Genomic DNA, 21937 nt, shown 5'->3' with positions numbered 1-21937 from the left:
GTATGTCAAAGCCAAAAGCCGCCTTGTTATCCCGGCAGTCATCCAAATCGTTACTCGAGACAGATGCAAGGCCTTTTGCTTTTCCGAGTGTGCCACGGGACAAAACAGGTCAGGGTCAGGCCTGGTGGCGCCCGTCCCAAGAGCGTCTTCCGGTAAAGTCTCTCTCTGAACCTGTTGCTGATAGAAGTTTGCTGGAAAATGATGCAGACGCAGACTTCAATGAGGCAGATTTATTCGCCGGTGAGACTAATCAGGTAGCTCTGGATGAGCAGGATAGCCTGGGGCTGGATGATCTGGATCTGGGCGATCTGGATGGCCTGGATGATATGGCCGGGCTTGATGCTGTGTTATCGGGTGATGGCCTTTCGAATGAAGAGCAGGCTCCTGAGGTTATACAGCAGCAAGCGTACGATAGTGGCTATCAGGCTGGCTTGCAGGCAGCGCAGCAGCAGATACAGCAGGAAGCTGTAGAGCAGGGATTGCAGCAGGGACATCAGGAAGGTCTGGATGCGGGTCGCAAAGAAGGTTATGAAACAGGGTTTCAGGAAGGTGTAAAGCAGCTGCAGGGGCAGCAGCAAATTCTGGAGTCTGTACTGGAGCATGCCGAACCGTGGGCCTCCGCACTGCTTCCATCCCAGATGGAATCCATGGTTCAGCTGATCGAGAGTATTGTGCGTCAGGTGGTGCTGGTTGAGCGTGTACAGGCCCGAGGTGCTATCAGCCGTGCAGTACTGGCAGGTCTGGAGCAGATGGTCGATACCGCCGGCAAGATCCGGATTGAATTGAATCCCGGTGACCATGCTGAAGTTAAAAGCCTGGAGCAGAAAGAACAGGCAAACTGGGAGTTGGTTCCTGATCCATCCATTACCAAAGGCGGGTGCCGTATTTACTCTGACGATGTCATTGTTGACTCTACTCAGGAGCGCCGTCTGGAAAGTGCGCTTGCTGCAGTAAGGGCCAGTTTTATGGCTGAAAATGATGAGCAGCAGGAAGACCCGGTGGATAACTTCCTGGCTGATTACCCGTCAGACTTTGAACCTCCTGCTCTGCCAGAACCTGAACAAAAAGCTGAGCCTGAACAAAAAGTCGAGCCTGCACAGAATCCTGATCATTCCTCTTTGCCTGAAAAACAGGGAAATCAAATTCCGGAAAGTAATGGAGTGTCGCCTGCTTCCGGTAATCAGCAGACGGCAACGCCAGCAGAAACCAACAGCTCTGACCAGAGTGCTGATGCTTCACCGGATGAGACAAAATCTTCCGGTGCTTCGGCAAGTCTCGGTGCCTGGGGTTCGCTGGGGCAATAGCCTGCAAAGATTATTAAATGTGGAAATAGCAAATACGTCGATAACTTTTGTTTCTCCATAACACTTGTTTCTGCATAGCTCTAGTTTCCGCATAAAAAGTATTGTTCAAGGAGTATTGAATGGCCACGCTGGTCGTAATTGATGAGGGCTCTGCCCAGTCCAAGGCAACGTTCAAGTCGGCTGAAGGCAATATAGTGACCAGAGTGGTTCCTTCCCGAATCGCTGAGCAGGCCAAGGTCGACATTAACGGTTATGCCGAGTCTGCCTACTTCACCGAAGAGGGTGGTGAATATACGGTCAATGGTGACTTCGATGACATCATTCGCACCAATATCCCCTCCTACCAAATTTCTGAAGCAAATCGGGCGCTGGTTCATGAGACACTGAGACAGAGTGGTTTTGGTGGCCATTCTGTGCGGGTCGCTGTCACTCTGCCGATGAGTCAGTTCTTTTCCCGGGTTAAAGGCTCTCCGATTAACCAGAAACTGATTTCCAGTAAAAAGCGCAATGTTCTGGGTGGCATCAAATCTGCCGCGGGTCACTCTCTGGCAGAGATCATCGATTGCAAGGTTTACCCGGAAGGTATTCCGGCACTGTTCGATACCATCCGTGATGATTCCGGTGAGCTGAAGCCGGGATTTGAAGATGCCATGAAGATTCTGGTGGTTGATATCGGTGGTACGACAACCGACGTATCAGTCGTGACTCCGAACGGTACTATCGAATCCTACGACAGTTTCCAGACTGGCGTACTGATGGTGGCTGAACGCTTCTCAGAGCTGGCTGCTCCGGAGTTTGGACTGAAGCGTATTCCTCGGGCGATGGCGGAAGAAGCGCTGAAAACCGGCAAACTGAAAAATATTGAAGTCAAAAACCTGATCGAAAAGGCTACCCGCAATGTCATGCAGACCATTCTGCGTGAACTGGAAGCCATGGTTTCTACCCCGACCCTGCTTGATCGGGTACTGATTGTTGGTGGCGGTGCGGCATTGATGGGACAGGATCTGGCAGAAGCCATGGGTGTTGAAGCGCTGATTCCGGAACAGCCTGATATGGCCATTTCCCGTGGCATCTACAAGCTCGAAACGATCAAGAGCAATATGTAATGAAACCGCAGGGCAGTGTTTTTACTGCAGGGATGCAGCATGCCCTGCAAACCATCAGGCGCCAGCCCAAAGCTTTTGCCAGTGGTCGCTTGCAGCGAGTGGTTGGTCTCAAGCTGGAAGCAACCGGTTGTAAGTTGCAAACAGGTCAGCGTTGTTTGATTGAAACCCGGGGCAGGCAACAGCTGGAAGCAGAGGTTGTCGGCTTCGACCGTGGCAAGGTTTTTCTGATGCCGCTGGAGCGGGCTACAGGATTGGCTCCTGGTGACCGGGTTATTCCGCTGGCGGAAGACTGCCTGATTTCTGTCGGTGACGGCCTGCTGGGACGGGTTATTGACGGTGCTGGCAAACCCCTTGATGGCAAGGGTGTATTAAATTGCAGTGAACGTATTTCCCTCCATGGCGAAACGATCAACCCCATGAACCGGCAGCCGGTTGTAGAGTCTCTGGATACCGGTATTCGGGCCATCAATTCATTGTTGAGTGTGGGTAAAGGACAGCGATTGGGGCTGTTTGCCGGTAGTGGTGTGGGTAAGAGTGTCTTGCTTGGAATGATGACTCGTTACACCAGTGCAACAGTTGTAGTTGTAGGGTTGGTTGGTGAGCGTGGTCGAGAAGTCCGGGAATTTATTGATCACTCTCTGGGTGAAGAAGGTATGCAGCGTTCAGTTGTCATTGCTGCCCCGGCTGATGAATCTCCTGTTATGCGACTGCGTGCATCCATGCTGTGTCACCGTATTGCCGAATACTTTCGTGACCGGGGTGAAAATGTCCTGTTATTGATGGATTCCCTGACTCGCTATGCCCAGGCTCAGCGGGAAATTGCTCTTTCTGTCGGTGAGCCTCCTGCCACCAAAGGGTATCCACCCTCTGTCTTTAGTTTGATTCCTCAGTTGGTAGAGCGTGCTGGTAATGGCAGCTCAGGCTCCGGGTCGATAACCGCTTTCTATACAGTATTGTCTGAAGGTGATGATCAGCAGGATCCGATAGCAGACGCTTCACGTGCGATTCTTGATGGTCACTTTGTTTTGAATCGTTCTCTGGCTGAATCCGGTCATTATCCTGCGATTGATATTGAAGCTTCCATCAGCCGGGTTATGCCTCAGGTGGTGGACTCCAATCATTTGTCGATGGCGCAGCGGTTCCGACGTAGTTGGGCGCTATACCAGAGCAATCGCGATCTGCTGGCACTGGGAGCTTACCGCAAGGGTAGTGACCCGACACTTGATGAAGCCATACGAATGAAACCAGCAATGGAACAGTTGTTGCAACAGGGCATGCATGAACGCTCGGAGTGGCAGCAAAGTTATGATCAGTTGAGAGCAATCTGGTCATAACCTGTTCTGGATCATAATGGTGTAGTAACTGGCTGCCTAAACTCCGCGGAGCAATGGATGTTTGGCTCTATCAATAGAGCTTTAGGAGTACCGCATGAGCAGGCAGCTTGCAGCACTGAGACTATGGCAGAAAACCCGTCAGGATCGATTCGATGATGCCCGTGTAGAAGAAGGGCAGGCTGCCCGGCAACTTACCGAAGAGCAGCAGCGAATGGAGCAACTGCAGCAGTTTCGCGCGAGTTGTACGCCGAGAACCGGCACTCTGGTTAATGGCTTGTCCCTGCAAACAGCTAACATGTTTGCCAGTCAGATGGATCAGGTAATCCACTGGCAGCAGCAGCAAGTTCAGCATCATGAGCATAATCATCAGGCCAAGCAGCAACAGATGATTCGCTGTCAGCGTGAGGCCAAACAGTCAGATGGGCTGGTAGAAAAAAGACTTCATTTACTACAGGTCGCTGCCCTCAGAAGAGAGCAGCGACAGGGTGATGAGATGGCTCAGCTAATGTTTCAGGCGCGGGCCAGAGACAGCGAAGAATTATCTGACATGTCGTGACCGTCAGCAGTATATCCGGCAGACATTTGGGTCTGCCCGCCATTCAGTATCTTGTTAATGGTTTGCTGTTGCAGTGACAACAGTCGACCATTACGTTCATTAATTGCCCGGCACTGTTCATGTATCAGTGTCAGTTCATCCCAGCATTGCAGCACTTTATGTTGTAGCTGCGGACGTGCCTTGGAAAACAGTTGGCTGATGCCTTCCCTGCTGAGTGGCATGTGATGTTTTTTTAGCAGGACACTACGGCGATAAGCGCTGGCAGCAAGATCTGAAGCCAGGGTTTCAATACGGGGATTGAGTTGATCCATTGCCTTTGTGTCCCGGTCAAGGATAGCTCTTTGCTGGGCTTCGAGGTGCTGGGTCAGAGTACGAAACTGCCTGATGTCCTGATCAAGTGATTCAATGAACAGTCTCATGATTGTGTTTCCTGAAGTTATTTCCCGAACAGGGATTCCTCCAGATCAAGCATTTTCTGTGCCAGCCGTTCGGCGTTGATTTGCAGCTCTCCGCGGGCAATAGCACTGCGAATCTCGGCTACTTTAGCCTCGTCTATTTCCGGTGCATTGTGAGCCGCAGCAGAAGCCTGTTGCAGTGACTGCATGTCCTCGCTCAGGTTGACAGCATCACCTTCCACACCTGTCTTGGAGTGCTGCTTTCGGGTTGTTTTCTTGCCAGTGCTGAAAATGCCCGGTTGCGGAGAACCTGAAATTCGACTGCTGTCCATATTCTTTTACCGTGCTGCACTCTTAACGGGGATGATGATCAAAACTCTTCTGTCTCTGCAGAAGTCGACATTTGAAACACAGGATTAAACCGTAGTCAGCATCATAATGGTATACGTGACTTGGTTGAACGATTAGGGATTGCACTGGTCTATATTGGTTCTGAAATCAGCTGATATCGAGTGATGTAGTGAAAACAGCCAGTAGGGTCAGTAGAGCCGATTTCAGCACCAGATTATTATCTCGTGCAAGTAAGCTTGCCTGTACGCTACTTGCTCTCTTACCTCTGTGGGTATTTGGTGCTGACTGGAGAGAATCGGGTAGCCGTGACTCAGCGCTGGAGGTGTATGTCAATCAGGGTGCGCGATCTGAAGATGCCAGAGAAATCAACAATAACAAGGCCGAAGAGGCCCGAAACCATCGGAAGAACCTGCCCAATCGCACTGGATCTGGTGTTAGAGGTGTAGGCTTCAAATGGGATGTAGATAAAGAGTCACAAGTTCCAGTGACTTATCCCAATAATGGCTATTCCCCACATTCGTTTGACGGGTGGGGTCTTGATCTGGAGCCGACCCCTGAATGACTTGTAGTCAGCTACCCGTGACTACAGTTGCTGCATCCTGAACCCGTCCATGAACAACTTTTCCGCTGGAAATATTTTTTACCCGAATTTGCTTTCCTGCTGCGCCATCCTCCAACGCGACCCCGGTCATTTGTACAATAATACCTGTTGTCCCCGATGAGATAGTTATTCTGTCGCCACGTTTGATCAGTATCGCATCACGTAACAATCCCGGTGTGAGCAGGGTGTTCGGGCGAACAGTTCGGCGAACGGTCTTGTTTTGCAGTTGCTCTGGACGAGTAAGATAGCCTCGCTTCAGTTTGGTTACATCCATTTCCTGATAGCTGATCTGGTCTGCATCTACCCTGCTACCACTTGGTAGTGTCGTATTACTGAACAGCACCTGAGCCATAACTTCTATTCTTGCCTGAGTGTGAATTTTCCACCGCTTCGGACTGTCACAACTGACTTTTAGTTTCTGCACACCCTTTGACTGGCTTGATAGCAATTCTACGCTCAGGGGAGCATTGCATGCAGTCAGGTTGAGCCGGCTTCCCAGAGGCTTGGGTATCACCTGGAAACGGCTGGCATTTACTTGTTTTGCTTGTAGTGATGCCAGTGGTTCTACTGCAGCTATCACTGCATGTCTAATCTGGGTTGCAAAATCAGCAGCTCTGTCAGGCGCTGTTTCAGCAAAAACCGGAAATGCTGCAGGAGCCAGCAGTGTCCAAATCAGGGCCACTACAAAAAGGGCATGCTTTTTCATGGAGATATACGTTTTATCTCTTTATACAGATTTCGTCGTATTCTACGGTTAATTGCTCACTATCTGTATGTCTGTATATATGTGCCGCTAACTGTTCCGGAAAAAAGTGACAAGAATCTGAAAAAATCAGGGAAAAATTGTTCCTCCCGAGTTTCCGGTTAAGCCTGAGAAGTGAATAAATATGAGAGTGAGGGGGCTGTACTTGAAACTCTGAATGTCTGTTTCCGCTGTACCAACAGTAGTCGACTCAAAGTCTTGGTATTTAAGATAAATATTCTTTCCTTTTTGTTGTGTTTCTATCCTGTGTGCAATTTTTTTGGCATACCGTTTGCTTTTTGTCGTACTGATCGTGTTTTTGCAAAGTTTACAACGCCGCTCGAATGACTGCTCGCTGTGACTTTTAGCTGTAACTACTCAAGGTGCTGTAATGGCCATCAGTTTTGATAAGGCTTTGGGCATTCACCCTCAGGCTCTTGAAATGAGAAGCCAGCGGGCTGAAGTGCTTGCCAGTAATATCGCCAATGTTGATACCCCGGGGTTCAAGGCCAAGGATGTTGATTTCAGTCAGATGCTGAAACAACAGAAGCAGGGGCTTCAGCTAACCCGGACTAACGAGAAGCATATGTCTTTAGGTGGCGGAGCATCTGCTTCCGGTCTCGTTGAAGACGAAGCACTGCAACCTTCTGCTGATGGCAACACAGTTGATATCGGTCAGCAGCAAGCCAAGTGGGCCCGCAACCGCATGAGTTATGACACCAGCTTTACCTTTCTGAACAAGAAATTCAAAGGGCTGGCCCGGGCTATCAATGGTGAATAAACCATTGTTTAGGGGAAAGTAAAGGAATAAGTAGAAGGATTACGGTATGTCGCTGGGAACTATCTTCGATATTGCAGGTTCTGCCATGAGTGCTCAGAGCCTGCGCCTGAACACTGTAGCCAGTAACCTGGCCAACGCTGAGTCTACGGGTGAAGCAGAGGGTGATACCTATCGTGCTAAAAAGCCGATATTTGCTGCCGTACTGGAAGATGCCAAAAAAGGCTTCGGAAAGAGCCAGGGTGAAGGCGTATACAGTGTAAAACTGGTGGATATTGTTGATAGCGAAGCCCCCCTGGAAGTGCGCAACATGCCGGGTCACCCACTGGCCAATGAAAGTGGCGAAGTTTACTACCCCAACGTCAATGTCGTTGAGGAAATGGCTGACATGATGTCTGCATCCAGCAGTTTCCAGACCAGCATTGAGGTTATGAACGGAGCTCGCAAAATGCAGGAACGCCTGCTGACACTGGGAAGCTGAGACGATGGACGTTAGCAGCGTTAATGGCTCATCAAATAATGCAGCATCTGGCAGCAGTAGCAACCCCCTCGATTCAGATGCTTTCATGCAACTGCTACTGACCCAGATGAAACATCAGGATCCGACCGAGCCTATGAGCAGCTCGGAGATTGTAACTCAACTGTCCAATCTGAGTATGGTCGCCAGCGCATCCGAGACCCAGGCTTCAGTCGAAGCACTGCGCAAGCAAATGTATTCATCCCAGTCTCTCTATGCCCACAGTCTTGTTGGCCAGCAGGTCGTAGTGGTAGCTAATACCTTCAATGTTGATGAAGGTGATCCTCCGGTCGATGGGCAGGTCATGATGCCCGGTGCTGCTGATGATGTAACGCTGAAAATCTATGACGAGAATGACAAGCTGGTTACCTCTCTGGAACTGGGGGCCCAGACCAAAGGGGGACCGGTTGACTTTAACCTGGATAAGCTGAAAGAACCCCTCAAACCAGGCAAATATCGCTTTGAAGCAATGATGGAAAGCGGTGGCCAGAAAACAGAAGTGGCCGTGGCTCAGCGCTCTGTTGTCAACAGTGTGGTTATTCCTGGCAATGGCAAGGAAATCCTGGTGGATGTTGATGATATTGGTCTTGTTCCTCTGTCGCTGTTACTTGAAGTCGAGGGTAAGCCTGCCAATAGCCCGGCTCCTGCAGGAGTGCAAAATATGGCAGCACCGGTAGGAGCCAACCCTTTCTTTGTACCACCGGAGCATTTATCTGCTCTTCAGAAAGCTGCATTTGGCTCTGACCAGAGCGCCCGGGCCTTGCCACCGGGGCCTGCAGCTTTGGCACTGTCCGGAAATGGATAGTGGCCCAGCCTGTTGTCATGTTTCACATTGAGTATTCCGGAGAAGAGTAAATGCCAAGCCTTTATACAGCGATTAGCGGTCTGAACAGTGCTTCCCGAAGCATGGACTACATCAGCAACAATATTGCCAACACCAGCACTACGGGCTACAAGGCAATGTCTGCTCAGTTTGCTGATCTATATACTTCTGGTGGTTCCGGTGGTGGTGTTTATGTTGCCGATGTCTCCCAGAATATGAGCCAGGGGAATATAAACTACACATCCAGTAAAACCGACATGGCTATCAAGGGCGATGGCTTTTTTGTTCTTGAGGATGCGAGTGGTCAGCTGGTCTACAGTCGTGCCGGCCATTTTGAAATGGATAAGGATAACTATCTGGTTAACAACCAGGGATTGCGGGTTCAAGGCTATCCAGCCGATGCGAATGGCAATCTGGTTACTGGTGCACCACAGGATCTGAAAGTCAGCAATAGTGATATGCCTGCCAAACCAACCTCATCCATTGAGCTGGGCATTAACCTGGATTCTCGTCAGGACAAACCAAAAGTTGATACGTTTGATTCCTCTAATCCGGCCTCTTATAACAGCACCAGCTCAACCCAGGTATATGACAGTCAGGGTAATTCCCATACGGTTACCGCTTATTATGTAAAAAAGGGCGATAACAGCTGGGATGTTCACTATATGGTCGGCAAAGATGAAATCGGCACTGCTGACCTCAAGTTCAATGAAAATGGCAGCCTGGCCAGCATTGATGGTGATACCAGTAAGAAAACTGTTGACCTGACAGGTTCTCTGCCGGGTGGTGCAGCTCCACTGAAGGTGGCCATGGATGTGTCTTCCTTCACTCAATTCGGGTCAGACTTTTCTGTGAACACCAACAAGCAGAATGGTAACCCTTCTGGTAGTTATCAGGGCATTGAAATCAGTAAGGAAGGGAAAATATATGCCCAATACAGTAACGGCGAACGTCGAATGATGGGCGCTGTTGTTCTGGCAGATTTCGCCAACCCCAATGGTCTGGAACAGAACGGTGACACTACCTGGGTCGCATCCCGGGATTCCGGTGCAGCACTCTATGGCTTACCAAATACAGCAGGTTTGGGCAGTACTATTGCCGGTGCTGTTGAACAGTCCAATGTGGATCAGGCTAAAGAACTGGTCAATATGGTTGTAGTGCAGAGTGCCTATCAGGCCAATGCCAAGATGATCACAACCAGTAATAGTCTTACCCAAACACTGTTGCAGAGTGTTTAACCGGAACGGAAGCTGAAACATGGATAGACTCGTCTATACCGCTATGAGTGGTGCAAGTCGAACGTTGCTGATGCAGCGTCAGCACACCTCAAACCTGGCCAACATGAATACCCTGGGTTATCGCGCTGACTTTGCGACAGCTGTTGCTAAACAGGTAGAGGGCGACGGCTGGCAGTCCAGGGTAATGGCCGGTGTAGGTGAGTCTTTTGTCGATACCCGTACCGGTACGCTCGAGTTTACCGGCGGTGAACTGGATGTGGCACTGAATACTGATGGCTGGTTTGCTGTTGAAGATGCCAATGGGCAGGAAGCATATACCCGGGCAGGCAGTTTCCATGTTGATGCTGATGGTCGTCTGGTGAACAGACATGGGTTGCAAGTGATGGGTGCTGATGGCCCGATTGATATTCCTGAATATGACAAGTTGGTGATTGGTGAGAACGGCATGATCAGTATTGTTGGTCAGGGAGATGAGGCTACCAACCTGGTCGAACTGGCACAGCTCAAACTGGTCAATCCACCCGATCTGATGGTTAAAGGGCCTGACAGTTTGTTTCGACCCCGAGACCCTGAAGCCGGTATTCCTGATCAGGACGAAAATGTTCAGGTTGCTTCCGGCTACCTTGAGTCCAGTAACGTCCAGCCCATGATGGAAATGTCGTCGTATATGTCGCTGACTCGCCAGTTTGAACTGCAACTAAAAGTTATGCGGGCGGCAGATGATATTGCTCAGGCCGGCGATGCATTGCTACGTGACTAGGCTACGTGATTGATAACGTACCAGGCCAGCGTCGATAAAACACAGGACGTGCAGCAGAGTGAACTGCTGATAACACGAACAAGATCAATTGTAATACCGGACAGAAGACAGTTGTCCGGGTGGAGTGAACCCCGATGAATCCTGCTCTGTGGGTAAGTCAGACCGGACTGACAGCTCAGGACCGCCAGCTCAATACCATTGCCAATAACCTGGCCAATGTGAACACCGTCGGCTTCAAGAAAGACCGGGTGGTATTTGAAGACCTGTTCTATCAGGTTCAGCGTCAGCCGGGTAGCAGCAATGGTGAGAACAGTGATTTACCTGCGGGTATGCAGCTGGGTAGCGGGGTTCGGGTAGTAGGTACCCAGAAGGTATTTACTACCGGAGCGATTGAAACCACCACTAATCCTATGGATGTCGCTATTACCGGGCATGGTTTCTTTAAACTGACTATGCCGGACGGTACATCAGCTTTTACCCGCAACGGCCAGTTCCATGTTAATGCCGACGGTTCTCTGGTTTCTGCCGGTGGTTTCTTGCTGGATCCGGAAATTACCATTCCAAATAATGCTACCACGGTAACGATTGGTAATGATGGAACCGTCAGTGTGTCTATTCAGGGACAAACCCAACCGGAAGAAGTGGGCCAGATTACGGTTACCAATTTTGTAAACCCGGCCGGTCTTACGGCTTCCGGTATGAATTTATATCGTGAGTCCCCTGCCAGTGGTGAAGCCGTTGATACGATTCCAGGAGAAGATGGCACCGGTACCCTGAAGCAATTTGCGCAGGAAAAATCCAACGTCAATATGGTGGAAGAGATGGTCGCCATGATCACGGCTCAGCGTGGTTATGAGATGAACTCCAAAGTGATTTCCGCCACTGACGAAATGATGCAGTACGTCAATCAAACGCTTTAAACAGCAGTAACCTTTTGCCGGGGTGAACTGTTTCTGGAAAGCTTGAGGGAATAATAATGCGGTTTGGTGACGGGATACTTGTTATTGCTCTGGCCTGCATACTGGCTGGCTGCAGTTCTATGGATAAGACGCCAAAGCCCGGAGATGAAGCCTGGCAACCTCCACAGCTACCGGCGGCGAAAGAGACTCCAGTTGTACATGGCAGTTTGTTCCAGCAGGGCCGGACTGCAAGCCTGTTTGAAGACCGCATGGCTTACCGGGTCGGTGATATTCTTACGATCAAACTGGAAGAACGCACCAGCTCCAGCAAAAGTGCGGGTACCGACTTTAACAAAAATAACGACCTGGACCTGAGTGATATGACAATCTTCGGGCGTACCATGGCCAGTGTTTTTGGAAGTGGTTACTCGTTGGCTCAGAAAGGTACTGGCAAGCGCTCCTTCGAGGGAAGCTCTTCCAGTCGTCAGGGTAATCAGCTATCAGGCTCGATTACTGTAACTGTGATGGAAGTCATGCCCAATGGCACCCTGCAGGTTGCTGGTGAGAAATGGATCAAGCTGAACCAGGGAGATGAATATATTCGGATTGCCGGGATGCTGCGACCGGAAGATATTACTCCTGATAACGTCGTATCCTCTCAGCGTATGGCCAATTCCCGCATCGCCTACTCCGGCACCGGAACACTGGCGAATGCCAGCGAGGCAGGTTGGTTAACCAAATTCTTCAACAGCCCGTGGTTCCCGATGTAATGAAAAGTTTGGGTAACATGATGCCACTTAAAAAGATCAGGGCATTTGGAACATTTTTAAGCATCGTTCTGATTGTCTTGTCATCAACCGTATCGGTTGCAGCAGATCGCACCCGGAAATTACTGGATCTGGTTGATATTCAGGGGGTTCGCTCCAACCAGCTGATTGGTTACGGTCTGGTTGTCGGTCTGGATGGCAGTGGTGATAAAACACGTCAGACACAGTTTACCTCCCAGTCGCTGAAAAACATGTTGCGGCAGTTGGGTGTTCAACTACCGTCCAATGTAGATCCAAAATTAAAGAACGTAGCAGCCGTTTCAGTCACAGCCACGCTCCCGCCCTTTACTCGTCCAGGTCAGTCAATAGACGTTACCGTGTCGTCTATTGGGGATGCGGTAAGCCTGAAAGGAGGCGTGTTGCTGCAGACCCAGTTAAAGGGTGCTGATGGGAATGTTTATGCACTTGCCCAGGGAAGCTTGCTGGTTTCGGGTTACAGTGTGGATGGCAAGACAGGCAGTAGTGTCACGTCCAATGTCCCGACTGTTGGCCGGATTCCTGATGGTGGCATCGTGGAGCGCAGTGTGCCGGGTTCGTTTCAGTACGGTCAGAATATTGTGCTGAGCCTGAAAAGTCCGAACTTTACCACGGCCCGCAATATTGTTGAGTCGGTGAATAATATCTATGGAGCTAAAACTGCATGGGCATTAGATGGTGCTGTTGTGGAAATTTCGGCACCGGCAGACCCCAGTCAGCGGGTAGTCTGGATGGCCGCGCTGGAAAATCTTGATGTTAATATCGGGCGCACTCCTGCCCGGGTGATTATAAACAGCCGCTCCGGGACTGTTGTCATGAATGAGCATGTTCGGGTGAAGCCTGCTGCAGTCAGTCATGGCAATCTGGTTGTGACTATCAGGGAGAGTTTGACGGCGTCTCAGCCCGGGTCAAATTATGGGGATGGTGCACAGGCGGGTAAAACTGTTGTGCTGCCTCAAACCAATATCCAGGTCGATGAACAGCAACAACGCATTGTCATGATGCCGGGTAGCAGCTCACTTCAGGATGTGATTAATGCTGTTAACAGTGTAGGTGCAACGCCTACTGATTTAATGGCCGTATTGCAGGCACTGAAACGTGCCGGAGCACTGGAAGCTGAACTGGTGGTGATCTGATGAACAGTCTCGACTTACAACTGGGCATGCCGGCCCTAACGACTGGAATATCTCGCAAACCCACTAATGTTGCCGGGCAACCCAACACTTCCGAGCAGGATAAGTTGAGAGAAGTTGCGGAAGACTTTGAAGCATTGTTTTTGCAGCAGATGATGAAAAGTATGCGTGCAGCCAGTGATGCTATTGCTGATGAAGACAGCCCCTTCAACAGTCGTCAGGAACGATTCTATCGAGACTGGTTTGACGGTTTACTGGCCAAGGATCTCTCCAGTAAACAGGGGCTGGGGCTGGCAGATATGCTGGTGAGCAAACTGTCAGATAAGGTCTAGACCTCATTCGGCAAGGCCTCTGCTCTTTCTTTGAGTGATGCCCTGACTGGTTGCAGGCTTTGTTGTCGAAAATCGACGATCAGCAAAGCCAGCACAATAGCACTGAGGAGAATATTGGAGATCGGTACGGCTATCCATATACCGGTCACACCAAACCAGACTGGTAGTAGCAATACCAGCGGTATCTGTACCAGCATGTTGCCAATGGTAATGGTGGTCGCCAGTGATGACCTGGCAAGTGCCTGAAAATAAGCGGCGCTGACAAAGATAAAACCATCCAGAAAAATTGCAGCCAGATGCAGTCTCAGCCCAAGCACTGTATGTGATGCCAGTTCATCGTCCGAGTTATTGAATATCGCGGTAATCTGTTCCGGATAAAGATTAACCAATAGGATTGTGAGCAGGCCGGTAACCACTACCACCTGCATGGCCATGGCAAACACTTTGCGCACATTGTTATAGTTTCCTGCACCTTTATTAAAGCTCAATAATGGCTGCATTCCCGTCGAAATACCCTCTGCAATCATGTAGTAGATAGCTTGGATATACCCGACAATGGCATAGGCGCCGACGGCAACCATACCGCTGTATTCCATAAAAACCAGATTATGTACTGCCATAATGAAGCCAAAGTACATAAACATGAAAAAACCGGAAGCTCCGGTAGAGAGTGTTTTAATCGAAAGCCGGTATTGCAGTTTCAAACTGGATAAATCCAGTCGCATATTGGCGGAACGGCTGAAGAAATAACCCAGCCCCCAAAGCATTACAGTGCTTTCGGCAATGATTGTTGCTATCGCCGCTCCGGCAACCTGCATATCCAATACCATGATAAAGAGGTAGTCGAAGATAATATTTATAACAGCACCGGTAATCATGATGATTGTCGCCAGCCGTGGGTTCTGATCATTTCGTACCAATAGTGGTACTGCTGCGCCGAAGAGACCTGCAGGAGCAGCAATACTAATGTAAAGCAGGTAGTCATCTGCCATGCTCAAAACATTACCACTGGCTCCCAGCAAGCTCATCAGAGGTGCTCTGAATGTGAATAGAAGGATCCCACTGATAAGGCTCAACAGCATTAGCAAGGGCACAGTGTTACCGAGGATTTTCCGGGCCAGCTCAGGTTTTGATTCACCCCGGGCAATAGAGCTCAGTGTTCCGGCCCCCAGACCGCACATCAGCCCAAGGCCAATAAACAGACTGAAAACTGGCCATACCATATTGATAGCTGCCAGCCCTTCGGCGCCTACTGCCTGGCCAAGAAATATACCGTCGGCAGTTGAATAAATACTGCTGACCAGCATCCCCAGAATGGCAGGCAAGGTATAACGCCAGAATGTCTGTTTGAGGCGATCAGGGTCGGCCAGATTTTCAGAGGTCATACCGGATGTTTTCCGTTTCCGGATTTTCATTTTTACCTTCCCGGGAAAATACTTGATTCCCTTTTTATGGATTTTTTATTCAGATCACAGAGATCTGATAATGAAAGTCAGCGGGTTGGTAGAAGAGTGTCAGCCGGACAGTGATAAAACTCTGAAAGCAGGAGTATTGTCTGAATGTTTGAGAATTTGCTGTGAAGGGATGGTCAGAAACTGGGAGTATTTAGCTTTCATCCTGAAAATAAAAATCAAGGCACATAACCAGAACCTATCGTATTGTCTGAGGCCTGTCACGCAGGGTTTGTATGGAACAATTCCTGCATATTTTTCCATCAGACGCCTTGAATGCTGCGATGGATGTTAATACTTTGCCGGTTTGGTCGACTACTGTTGCAGCGTTTCGAATTTGATAGCAGGTATTCAGCCGCGCCTGTTTGAGCAGGATGAGACGGTCTGCTGCAGGGGAATTACCATGAGCATGATGTACAACGCCATGGCAGGATTGACTTCTGCCCAAACGGCTCTGGATATAACCAGTAAAAATATTGCCAACTCTTCAGTGCCTGGATATTCGCGCCAGCAGGTTGTGAACTCAACCTCCCCGACCGGGACTGTCTATGTCAGTGATGTGCAGCGAATCAGTGATAACTTTCTAACCTCTCAAGTGTGGGAGTCAGCCTCTGATTATGGCTATAGCCTCAGTTTCAGTTCACAGGCGACTTTGCTGGAAAAGACCATTACATCTGACAGCACCAGTCTTTCCCCGGCATTGAATGAATTCTTTGGTGCCCTGAATGATGCAGCAGCTGACCCTGCTGATATTCCTCATCGTCAGCAGGTTCTGGGCAATGCCGAGAGTCTGGCCAGCCGCTTCAATACTTTACAGTCACAATTGCAAAAACAGTACAAGCAGGTCAACGACCAGCTGGAGACTGTTACCAGTGAAGCCAACGGACTGTTGAAGCAACTGGCAGATGTCAATGAAGCTATTGCCAAAACATCAGTTGAAAGTGGTGGAGTGCCTAACAACCTTGTTGATACCCGGGATCAGTTGGTACAGCAGGTTTCTGAATTGATGGATGTTCGTGCTGAAATTACCGACACCGGCAGTGTTAATCTGTCACTATCCAATGGCGATATGCTGGTAATGGGTAATGAGGCCAATACGTTGGCGCTGGTACCTGGTAATTCCAATCCTGAAGCAAAGCAGCTGGTACTGAAAACCGGTACTGCAGAAAAACCGGTCAGTCAGGTTGGGGGCTCCATTCAGGGACTGCTGGAGTTTCGTGATAATGAGTTGGACACCGCAATGCGTGAGCTGGGGCGTTTGGCCCTGGTTACGGTCGATGCGATTAACTCCGAGCTGAAAGACGGCTATGACCTAAACGGTGACAAAGGCACGGCACTTTTTACTGATATCAATAATGTTGGTAACCGGGCCAAGGCTTTTGCTGATAATAAAGGTAACGCGGTTCTGGATGTCGAAATCTCAGATACTTCGAAGCTGACGGCCAGTGACTACCGGGTTGATTTTATTGAGAACACGGACACAGGAAAGATTGAATATCGTGTAACACGTGGCTCTGATGACGAGGTTGTAGCGACGGGTACAGATATGCCGATTGAGTTCGATGGTGTTTCGATTTCTGTGCCGCAGGGTAAAGCCCAGGCGGGAGATTCCTTTACTGTTGAGCCAACCCGCAATTTTGCTTCCAGCGTGAGTGTGTCTAACGATATTTCCCCGGAGAAACTGGCCTTTTCCTCAGAAAAGGGTGCTACCGGCAATAATGATGTGCTCAACAAGCTTATTGATCTCAAGGATAAAAAGCTGGTTGGAGGTGAGTACTCCATCAGTGAAGGCTGGAGTCAGATGTCAGCGGATGTGATTGGTACCTCTGCCTCTGCAAAATCGAAGCTGAATGCCGGGCAACAGCTCTATCAGCACGCCCAGAGCAAAGAGCTTAGTGTCAGCGGGGTGAATATGGATGAGGAGGCGATGAACATGATCCGCTATCAGCAAAGTTATCAGGCCAATGCCAGAGTTATAGCAGCTTCGCAAAAAATGCTGGACACCATTCTTGCACTCTGAGCAGTTCTGATTGAAAAGAATTGAAAGCTTTGTTGAGTTAAAAGGTTAAGACAGTATGCGTATCAGTACCCAGCAAATTCATAATTCAATGACTAATTCCATGCAGTCGGCCACTAATACAGTGAATAAAACACTGTTGCAGATGGGGTCTGGCAAGCGCATGGTTGATATGTCTGATGATCCAAGAGCTGCATCCCAGTTGATGGGAGTAAAAGACCAACTGGTCGAGTTGGAGCAGTATGCCGAGAATATCAAATCTGCCCGTAGTATGGCTGAGTTTGAAGAAACTCAGTTGTCAGATATGAATGATGTGCTGATGCGCACGCGGGAGCTGACTATTCAGGCTGGCAGTGATGCCCTGTCCCCTGAAGATAAAAAAGCTATTGCCAAAGAGTTGGATCAACTGACAGAACAGCTTGCATCGCTGACAAACACAAAATCCCAGTCCGGTGAATATATTTTCGCAGGAACCAAAGGCAATCAGCAGCCCATGGTCAAGAATGAAACTACGGGTGAGTGGGAATATCAGGGCAGCAATGATGTGCGTGAACTGGATGTCAGCAGCTCTCAAACAGTAGAGCTGGGCAATACTGCAGGAGAGATGAAGCTGGCGGATACGCTGAATAACCTGGGTAAACTCTCTGCAGGGCTCAAGGGGGATGGTGAGCTCGATACTGATCAGGCATTGAAGGATATTGATGCTGCTCTGGCGTCTGTTGGGCAGACGACGACTGAAGTTGGTACTCGAATCAATGCGCTTAACCGGGCTGAAGCGACTAACGGTGATATTAAAACGGTGACTGATGCTCAGAGAGGGCAACTGGAAGATCTCGATTATATTGAGGCTACAACACGATATACCCATGAAGTGACAGCGCTTCAGGCATCCCAGAAGAGCTATGCCATGGTCAGCCAGCTGTCTTTATTCAGTTATATTTAATTCCTTTCTCTTGTTTGCAGGAGCTTTTTTTAAGAAGCTCCTGTCATTTCACTGCATGTTTGTTCTCTGTAAGTATTTTTAATTTTCTATATTTCATTTCTGAACAGTTTTGTGATTTTTTCTGGAGTTTTTTATAAAACTAAAATAGATAAATCCTTTCTGTTAATTTTTATTTGAGTTTTTTAACTGGTGTAAAGGTTTGGAAGATTAAATTTATCTAGCAGATGACTAATTGACGTAAATATTGCTTCTGATCAATATACGCACAAGTACGAACAAAATAGAATAGCCGCGTGTTCAGGGCAAACGAGTCATCAGACACAAACTGCTGAAAATGCATTGTACTGAGAACAGATTGTACTGAGAAAAATTGTCTATCCGGTTTCTGACCGGACCCGATCAAACCACTGGCAGCAACTAAGTGGCAAGCCGATGTAACCGCAAAGGGGGGACCTGACGGTATTTCAGATCTTGATCTGGTGATATTTTCGGGGATGGTTATATTCGGAAATTAATAATGACGGTGTCCGGTCATTTTATTGATAAGGCCTGCTTTTTATAAAGCAGGCCTTTTTTTATTTAAAATTAAACCTTCTTTTTTATTCTGTCATTGTTTCAGTAATAACAAAAAGAAAAAAAACAAATAACGATAAAAAACTCTGCATTTTATTTTTTTAGTGTCAGTAATTTGTCAGCGTTTAATACTTATGCCGATAAAAATAAGGCCATGATTTAATAGCGCTCTCGCATTTTCCGGTATCAGGTGAATCGGCATGGATTCCGTTCAATCCAGTTCCCTTAATAAGGGAAGTATCAATCAGGTTTCATTATTAAAACGGTTAGAGCCGTTTATATGTCTGGCAATAATCGGTTCAATATTTGGTTATCTCGGTTCTGTAATGGGACTGACCAATATGATCAATACCATGATGAACACGGCACATCAGCTGTTGCTGAATACTGTCTTCTTTATCATGGGGATTACGGTAATGGCTGGAGCCCTGAGCCGGATTCTGATTGAGTATGGCGTGGTTAACATGCTGGAAAAAGTTCTCTATCCATTAATGCGACCACTGTTCAATCTGCCGGGCAAGGCTGCGCTGGCAGGACTGATGACATTCTTCTCGGACAACCCCGCTATTATCAGTCTGGCGCATGACAAACGTTTCAGCCGCAGTTTCAAACCGGTCGAACTGATCTCTCTGGCAAACTTTGGCACGGTATTCGGGATGGGTCTGATTGTTGTCACTTATATGGCAACCAAAGACTTTGGCACCGGAGGCAGTAACTTTGGCCCGGCCATGGTGGGTGTAATGGGGGCTGTGGGTGGCGGTATTATTTCTACCCGACTGATGCAGCTGCTGACCCGCGATATGCTGCCAGACAGCAACAGTGCTGAATTGGAAGGTGGAGCTGCGGAATCTGCCACAGAGCAAGCTGATGATGGCGCCAACGCCCGCTTCCTGAACGCAATTCTCGATGGAGGCAAATCAGGGGTAGAGCTGGGAATGGCGATTATTCCCGGGGTACTGATCATCAGCACATTTGTCATGATGCTGACCTTCGGGCCTGGTGAATCCGGTTATACCGGCGGAGCTTTTGAGGGCGTCAAATTACTGCCGGCATTGGCAGAGCATATCTCCGGACTGTTCTATGTACTGTTCGGCTTTGAGCATGGGGAACTGATTGCATTTCCGATGACATCGCTGGGTGCTGTGGGTGCGGCACTGTCAATGATGCCGGTATTCGCTGAACAGGGTTTTATCACCGGTAGTGAGATTGCAGTGCTGACTGCCATGGGCATGTGCTGGAGTGGTTTCCTGAGCACTCATACCGCAATGCTTGATACGCTCGGACAGCGTCGTTTGATCTCCAAGGCCATTCTTGCTCACACGGTGGCAGGTATCTGTGCCGGTGTGATTGCCCGTTATTTGTATCTGTTGATTTATTGACAGGTCATTGTGGTGAATGGTGAATGCCATTCACCCGTTTCTACGCCGGGCAAAGATAATAATATTTCCAGCCACTACCAGTACAAAACCGGCGACAGCCATCATCGTCCACTGATACCCTTCAAAAAACGTCGAAACCGTCAGGGCAACAGCAGGAAACATGACTGTGCTGTAGGCTGCCCTATCTGCTCCAATCCGTCCAACCAGCAACAGGTATGTTGTAAAGGCTACAACCGAACCGGGAATGGCCAGATAAAAGAGACTGCCCAGATATTGCGGGTGCATATCGATCGTGAAGGGTACGCCCTGTAAAAGCGCGATAAGCGTCAGAATAATAACGCCGTAAAGCATTCCCCAGGCATTAGTTGTTGGAGGCGTCAGCCCGTTGCGTTGATGATGGATAGAAATCATATTGGCCAGAGAAAAGAACGTCGTTCCCATTGTGGCCAGAAGAATGCCGGTGACTGTTTCGTCCGGATCCGCTGCCATGCTGATTTCGGGCCAGAACATGGTGCAGATTCCAGCCATTCCCAGTAGAGAGCCGGTTAAAACCCTGACAGAGGGGCGTTGATGGAAAAACAGCCAGAGATTAATGCTGTTAAAAACCGGAGAAACAGACATGACGACTGCACTCAAGCCACTGACAATATGCTCGGTTGCACTGTAAAAGAAATAAAAGTTGAGGCTGAATAAACACGCGCCCTGTAACACACAGAAAAAGTGGTCCGTAGTGAAAGTGATTGCAGCTTGCGACTGAACAACAGAATGGCAAACAGGACAGTAGCGGCAATAGTAAAACGATAAACAATTGATGCTTCTACAGCGACGCCGTTCAGTTGTAGCTTGATTGCAAACCAGGTTGTACCCCAGATCAATACCGTCAGAATATACAACGCTGCGTTCTGCATACTGCCTCATCGTAATGGAATTGTTTTTAAGTACTTTGCCGTGTGAATAGCAGGGACATATTTGAGTTATTTTTTGAAATTTCAGCAGGATCCGACCCTATGGCAAAGATTAAGTAATGAGCCAGATCCTATTGAGAAGTGAGGCTATGTTACTCGGAGTATGTTTAGCAACTCTTTATATTATGTCTAGGGGCTGGTCACATGTTTAATTGTCAACAGCCCCTAGTTTGAGTCTAGTGGGTTTCTTCGACGGTATCTGCAGGTTTGTTTTCTACCGGATTCCCTGCAGGTTGCTGGGGGCGAAGCGTCTCCACAGCAAGCTGACGGTAATAGGTTATTTCACTGCCTTTCGCCAGATAGAAGCGCCCTCTAACAGCGTTACTGAGATAGTCCAGTGCAATCATACGGCTCAGGATACGTAGTTGTTCTCTGGATAAAACCAGACCGCAGCTTCTGAAGCCGGAGTCGTGTAAATGTTCGGTAGCTTCTGCATGTTCATTAACCCAGCCTACCACGCTTTTATCGGTACTATTTTCATTCTTAAACCCGATATTTTTCCACAGGTGGTGTCTGGGGAAGTCGTTTGTATAAACATCAGGCTGAAAGTTAATCAGAACCTGTGCAGATTGTGGTGATTCATATCCGGGGCGACGCAGACAGTAAGGCAGAACTTCGTCATAAAGGAAGGCTTTGCTGCTTTCAGGTGTGCCATAGACCTTTAACAAGAATTGCTCCAGCTGGGCGGTTGTCAGAACATCATGAGTAATTTGCTGCAAAACTGAATCATCATTTTCCAGGAATATGACCTGAAAGCCGCTATCTGCCATATCCTGGAGCTGTTTTTTCAAAACAGGGGATAAGGTATTACCGTAGATCTGAATGCCGTCAGGATATTCATGGCGTATATCTGCCGGTGACAAGTCATCCAGAAAGGTGGCTGAAACCAAAGGTACGGTTACCGCCTCTGCTGCAATGGTTAATGCTGATAACACAA

General features: G+C 48.8%; 23 protein-coding genes. 16 read left to right on the top strand and 7 right to left on the bottom strand.

The window, feature by feature from the left end; translation table 11 throughout:
* Window positions 1–2: 2 nt before the first annotated feature.
* From ACYZZ0_RS15015 to ACYZZ0_RS15000, 4 genes are all read left to right on the top strand, one after another.
* Window positions 3–1304 (top strand): FliH/SctL family protein, encoded by a 1302-nt coding sequence (locus ACYZZ0_RS15015; protein ID WP_461537457.1) that lies wholly within the window; start codon window positions 3–5, stop codon window positions 1302–1304.
* 119 nt (window positions 1305–1423) lie between these two features.
* Entirely contained in the window at window positions 1424–2410 is a 987-nt protein-coding gene (gene parM / locus ACYZZ0_RS15010) for a plasmid segregation protein ParM domain-containing protein (protein ID WP_461537456.1), read from the top strand.
* 32 nt (window positions 2411–2442) lie between these two features.
* On the top strand, window positions 2443–3744 hold the full coding sequence (fliI, locus tag ACYZZ0_RS15005; protein WP_461537674.1) for a flagellar protein export ATPase FliI: 1302 nt from the start codon (window positions 2443–2445) through the stop codon (window positions 3742–3744).
* A gap of 94 nt (window positions 3745–3838) precedes the next feature.
* Window positions 3839–4300, top strand: coding sequence for a flagellar FliJ family protein (locus ACYZZ0_RS15000; RefSeq protein WP_461537455.1), 462 nt, complete (start codon window positions 3839–3841; stop codon window positions 4298–4300).
* Here the strand turns inward: ACYZZ0_RS15000 and ACYZZ0_RS14995 are convergent.
* The 3 genes from ACYZZ0_RS14995 to flgA form a co-directional block, all read right to left on the bottom strand.
* Entirely contained in the window at window positions 4255–4719 is a 465-nt protein-coding gene (locus ACYZZ0_RS14995) for a flagellar protein FlgN (RefSeq protein WP_461537454.1), read from the bottom strand. The two genes, ACYZZ0_RS15000 and ACYZZ0_RS14995, sit on opposite strands and share 46 nt — an antisense overlap.
* 17 nt (window positions 4720–4736) lie before the next feature.
* Window positions 4737–5027 carry a flagellar biosynthesis anti-sigma factor FlgM gene (flgM, locus tag ACYZZ0_RS14990; RefSeq protein WP_461537453.1) on the bottom strand — a complete coding sequence of 97 codons (291 nt, stop codon included), beginning with the start codon at window positions 5025–5027 and terminating at the stop codon, window positions 4737–4739.
* A 588-nt stretch (window positions 5028–5615) separates the two neighbouring features.
* Window positions 5616–6353, bottom strand: a complete 738-nt coding sequence (gene flgA, locus ACYZZ0_RS14985) for a flagellar basal body P-ring formation chaperone FlgA (RefSeq protein WP_461537452.1) — start codon at window positions 6351–6353, stop codon at window positions 5616–5618.
* Window positions 6354–6780: 427 nt separating this feature from the next.
* On the opposite strand from flgA, the gene flgB reads away from it, so the two are divergent.
* From flgB to ACYZZ0_RS14940, 9 genes are all read left to right on the top strand, one after another.
* A complete protein-coding gene (flgB, locus tag ACYZZ0_RS14980) occupies window positions 6781–7170 on the top strand; it encodes a flagellar basal body rod protein FlgB (protein WP_461537451.1) in 390 nt (129 codons plus the stop codon).
* A 46-nt stretch (window positions 7171–7216) separates the two neighbouring features.
* Window positions 7217–7648 (top strand): flagellar basal body rod protein FlgC, encoded by a 432-nt coding sequence (gene flgC / locus ACYZZ0_RS14975; protein ID WP_461537450.1) that lies wholly within the window; start codon window positions 7217–7219, stop codon window positions 7646–7648.
* Between the two features lie 4 nt (window positions 7649–7652).
* Window positions 7653–8489 (top strand): flagellar hook assembly protein FlgD, encoded by an 837-nt coding sequence (locus ACYZZ0_RS14970; protein ID WP_461537449.1) that lies wholly within the window; start codon window positions 7653–7655, stop codon window positions 8487–8489.
* A 50-nt stretch (window positions 8490–8539) separates the two neighbouring features.
* Window positions 8540–9745, top strand: coding sequence for a flagellar hook protein FlgE (flgE, locus tag ACYZZ0_RS14965; RefSeq protein WP_461537448.1), 1206 nt, complete (start codon window positions 8540–8542; stop codon window positions 9743–9745).
* A 19-nt stretch (window positions 9746–9764) separates the two neighbouring features.
* Window positions 9765–10505, top strand: a complete 741-nt coding sequence (locus tag ACYZZ0_RS14960) for a flagellar basal body rod protein FlgF (RefSeq protein WP_461537447.1) — start codon at window positions 9765–9767, stop codon at window positions 10503–10505.
* A gap of 134 nt (window positions 10506–10639) precedes the next feature.
* Window positions 10640–11425, top strand: coding sequence for a flagellar basal-body rod protein FlgG (gene flgG / locus ACYZZ0_RS14955; protein ID WP_461537446.1), 786 nt, complete (start codon window positions 10640–10642; stop codon window positions 11423–11425).
* 56 nt (window positions 11426–11481) lie between these two features.
* The gene (flgH, locus tag ACYZZ0_RS14950) at window positions 11482–12174 is read left to right on the top strand and encodes a flagellar basal body L-ring protein FlgH (RefSeq protein WP_461537445.1); all 693 of its coding nucleotides are present in this window, start codon (window positions 11482–11484) and stop codon (window positions 12172–12174) included.
* Between the two features lie 17 nt (window positions 12175–12191).
* A complete protein-coding gene (locus ACYZZ0_RS14945; RefSeq protein ID WP_461537444.1) occupies window positions 12192–13343 on the top strand; it encodes a flagellar basal body P-ring protein FlgI in 1152 nt (383 codons plus the stop codon).
* Window positions 13343–13672 carry a rod-binding protein gene (locus ACYZZ0_RS14940; RefSeq protein ID WP_461537443.1) on the top strand — a complete coding sequence of 110 codons (330 nt, stop codon included), beginning with the start codon at window positions 13343–13345 and terminating at the stop codon, window positions 13670–13672. Before ACYZZ0_RS14945 ends, ACYZZ0_RS14940 begins: the two co-directional genes overlap by 1 nt.
* Here the strand turns inward: ACYZZ0_RS14940 and ACYZZ0_RS14935 are convergent.
* Entirely contained in the window at window positions 13669–15087 is a 1419-nt protein-coding gene (locus tag ACYZZ0_RS14935; RefSeq protein WP_461537442.1) for an MATE family efflux transporter, read from the bottom strand. The two genes, ACYZZ0_RS14940 and ACYZZ0_RS14935, sit on opposite strands and share 4 nt — an antisense overlap.
* Before the next feature lie 439 nt (window positions 15088–15526).
* On the opposite strand from ACYZZ0_RS14935, the gene flgK reads away from it, so the two are divergent.
* The 3 genes from flgK to ACYZZ0_RS14920 all read left to right on the top strand — a co-directional run bounded on the left by flgK (window position 15527) and on the right by ACYZZ0_RS14920 (window position 20035).
* Window positions 15527–17143, top strand: coding sequence for a flagellar hook-associated protein FlgK (gene flgK, locus ACYZZ0_RS14930; RefSeq protein WP_461537441.1), 1617 nt, complete (start codon window positions 15527–15529; stop codon window positions 17141–17143).
* 55 nt (window positions 17144–17198) lie between these two features.
* On the top strand, window positions 17199–18083 hold the full coding sequence (gene flgL / locus ACYZZ0_RS14925) for a flagellar hook-associated protein FlgL (RefSeq protein WP_461537440.1): 885 nt from the start codon (window positions 17199–17201) through the stop codon (window positions 18081–18083).
* Window positions 18084–18856: 773 nt separating this feature from the next.
* Complete coding sequence (locus ACYZZ0_RS14920; RefSeq protein WP_461537439.1) at window positions 18857–20035, top strand: CD0519/CD1768 family membrane protein; 1179 nt, start codon at window positions 18857–18859, stop codon at window positions 20033–20035.
* 30 nt (window positions 20036–20065) lie between these two features.
* Here the strand turns inward: ACYZZ0_RS14920 and ACYZZ0_RS14915 are convergent, their stop codons facing one another.
* The 3 genes from ACYZZ0_RS14915 to ACYZZ0_RS14905 form a co-directional block, all read right to left on the bottom strand.
* Complete coding sequence (locus tag ACYZZ0_RS14915) at window positions 20066–20746, bottom strand: DMT family transporter (RefSeq protein WP_461537438.1); 681 nt, start codon at window positions 20744–20746, stop codon at window positions 20066–20068.
* Window positions 20668–20943: an EamA family transporter gene (locus ACYZZ0_RS14910; protein ID WP_461537437.1), complete on the bottom strand. Its 276-nt coding sequence runs from the start codon at window positions 20941–20943 to the stop codon at window positions 20668–20670. The genes ACYZZ0_RS14915 and ACYZZ0_RS14910 overlap by 79 nt, the downstream gene beginning before the upstream one ends.
* Before the next feature lie 233 nt (window positions 20944–21176).
* Entirely contained in the window at window positions 21177–21935 is a 759-nt protein-coding gene (locus ACYZZ0_RS14905) for a hypothetical protein (protein WP_461537436.1), read from the bottom strand.
* Window positions 21936–21937 lie beyond the last annotated feature (2 nt).

The sequence above is a fragment of the Spongorhabdus nitratireducens genome, from assembly GCA_947387575.1.
Classification (GTDB): domain Bacteria; phylum Pseudomonadota; class Gammaproteobacteria; order Pseudomonadales; family Endozoicomonadaceae; genus CANDOC01.
This window is presented reverse-complemented; position numbering and strand designations above follow the sequence as displayed.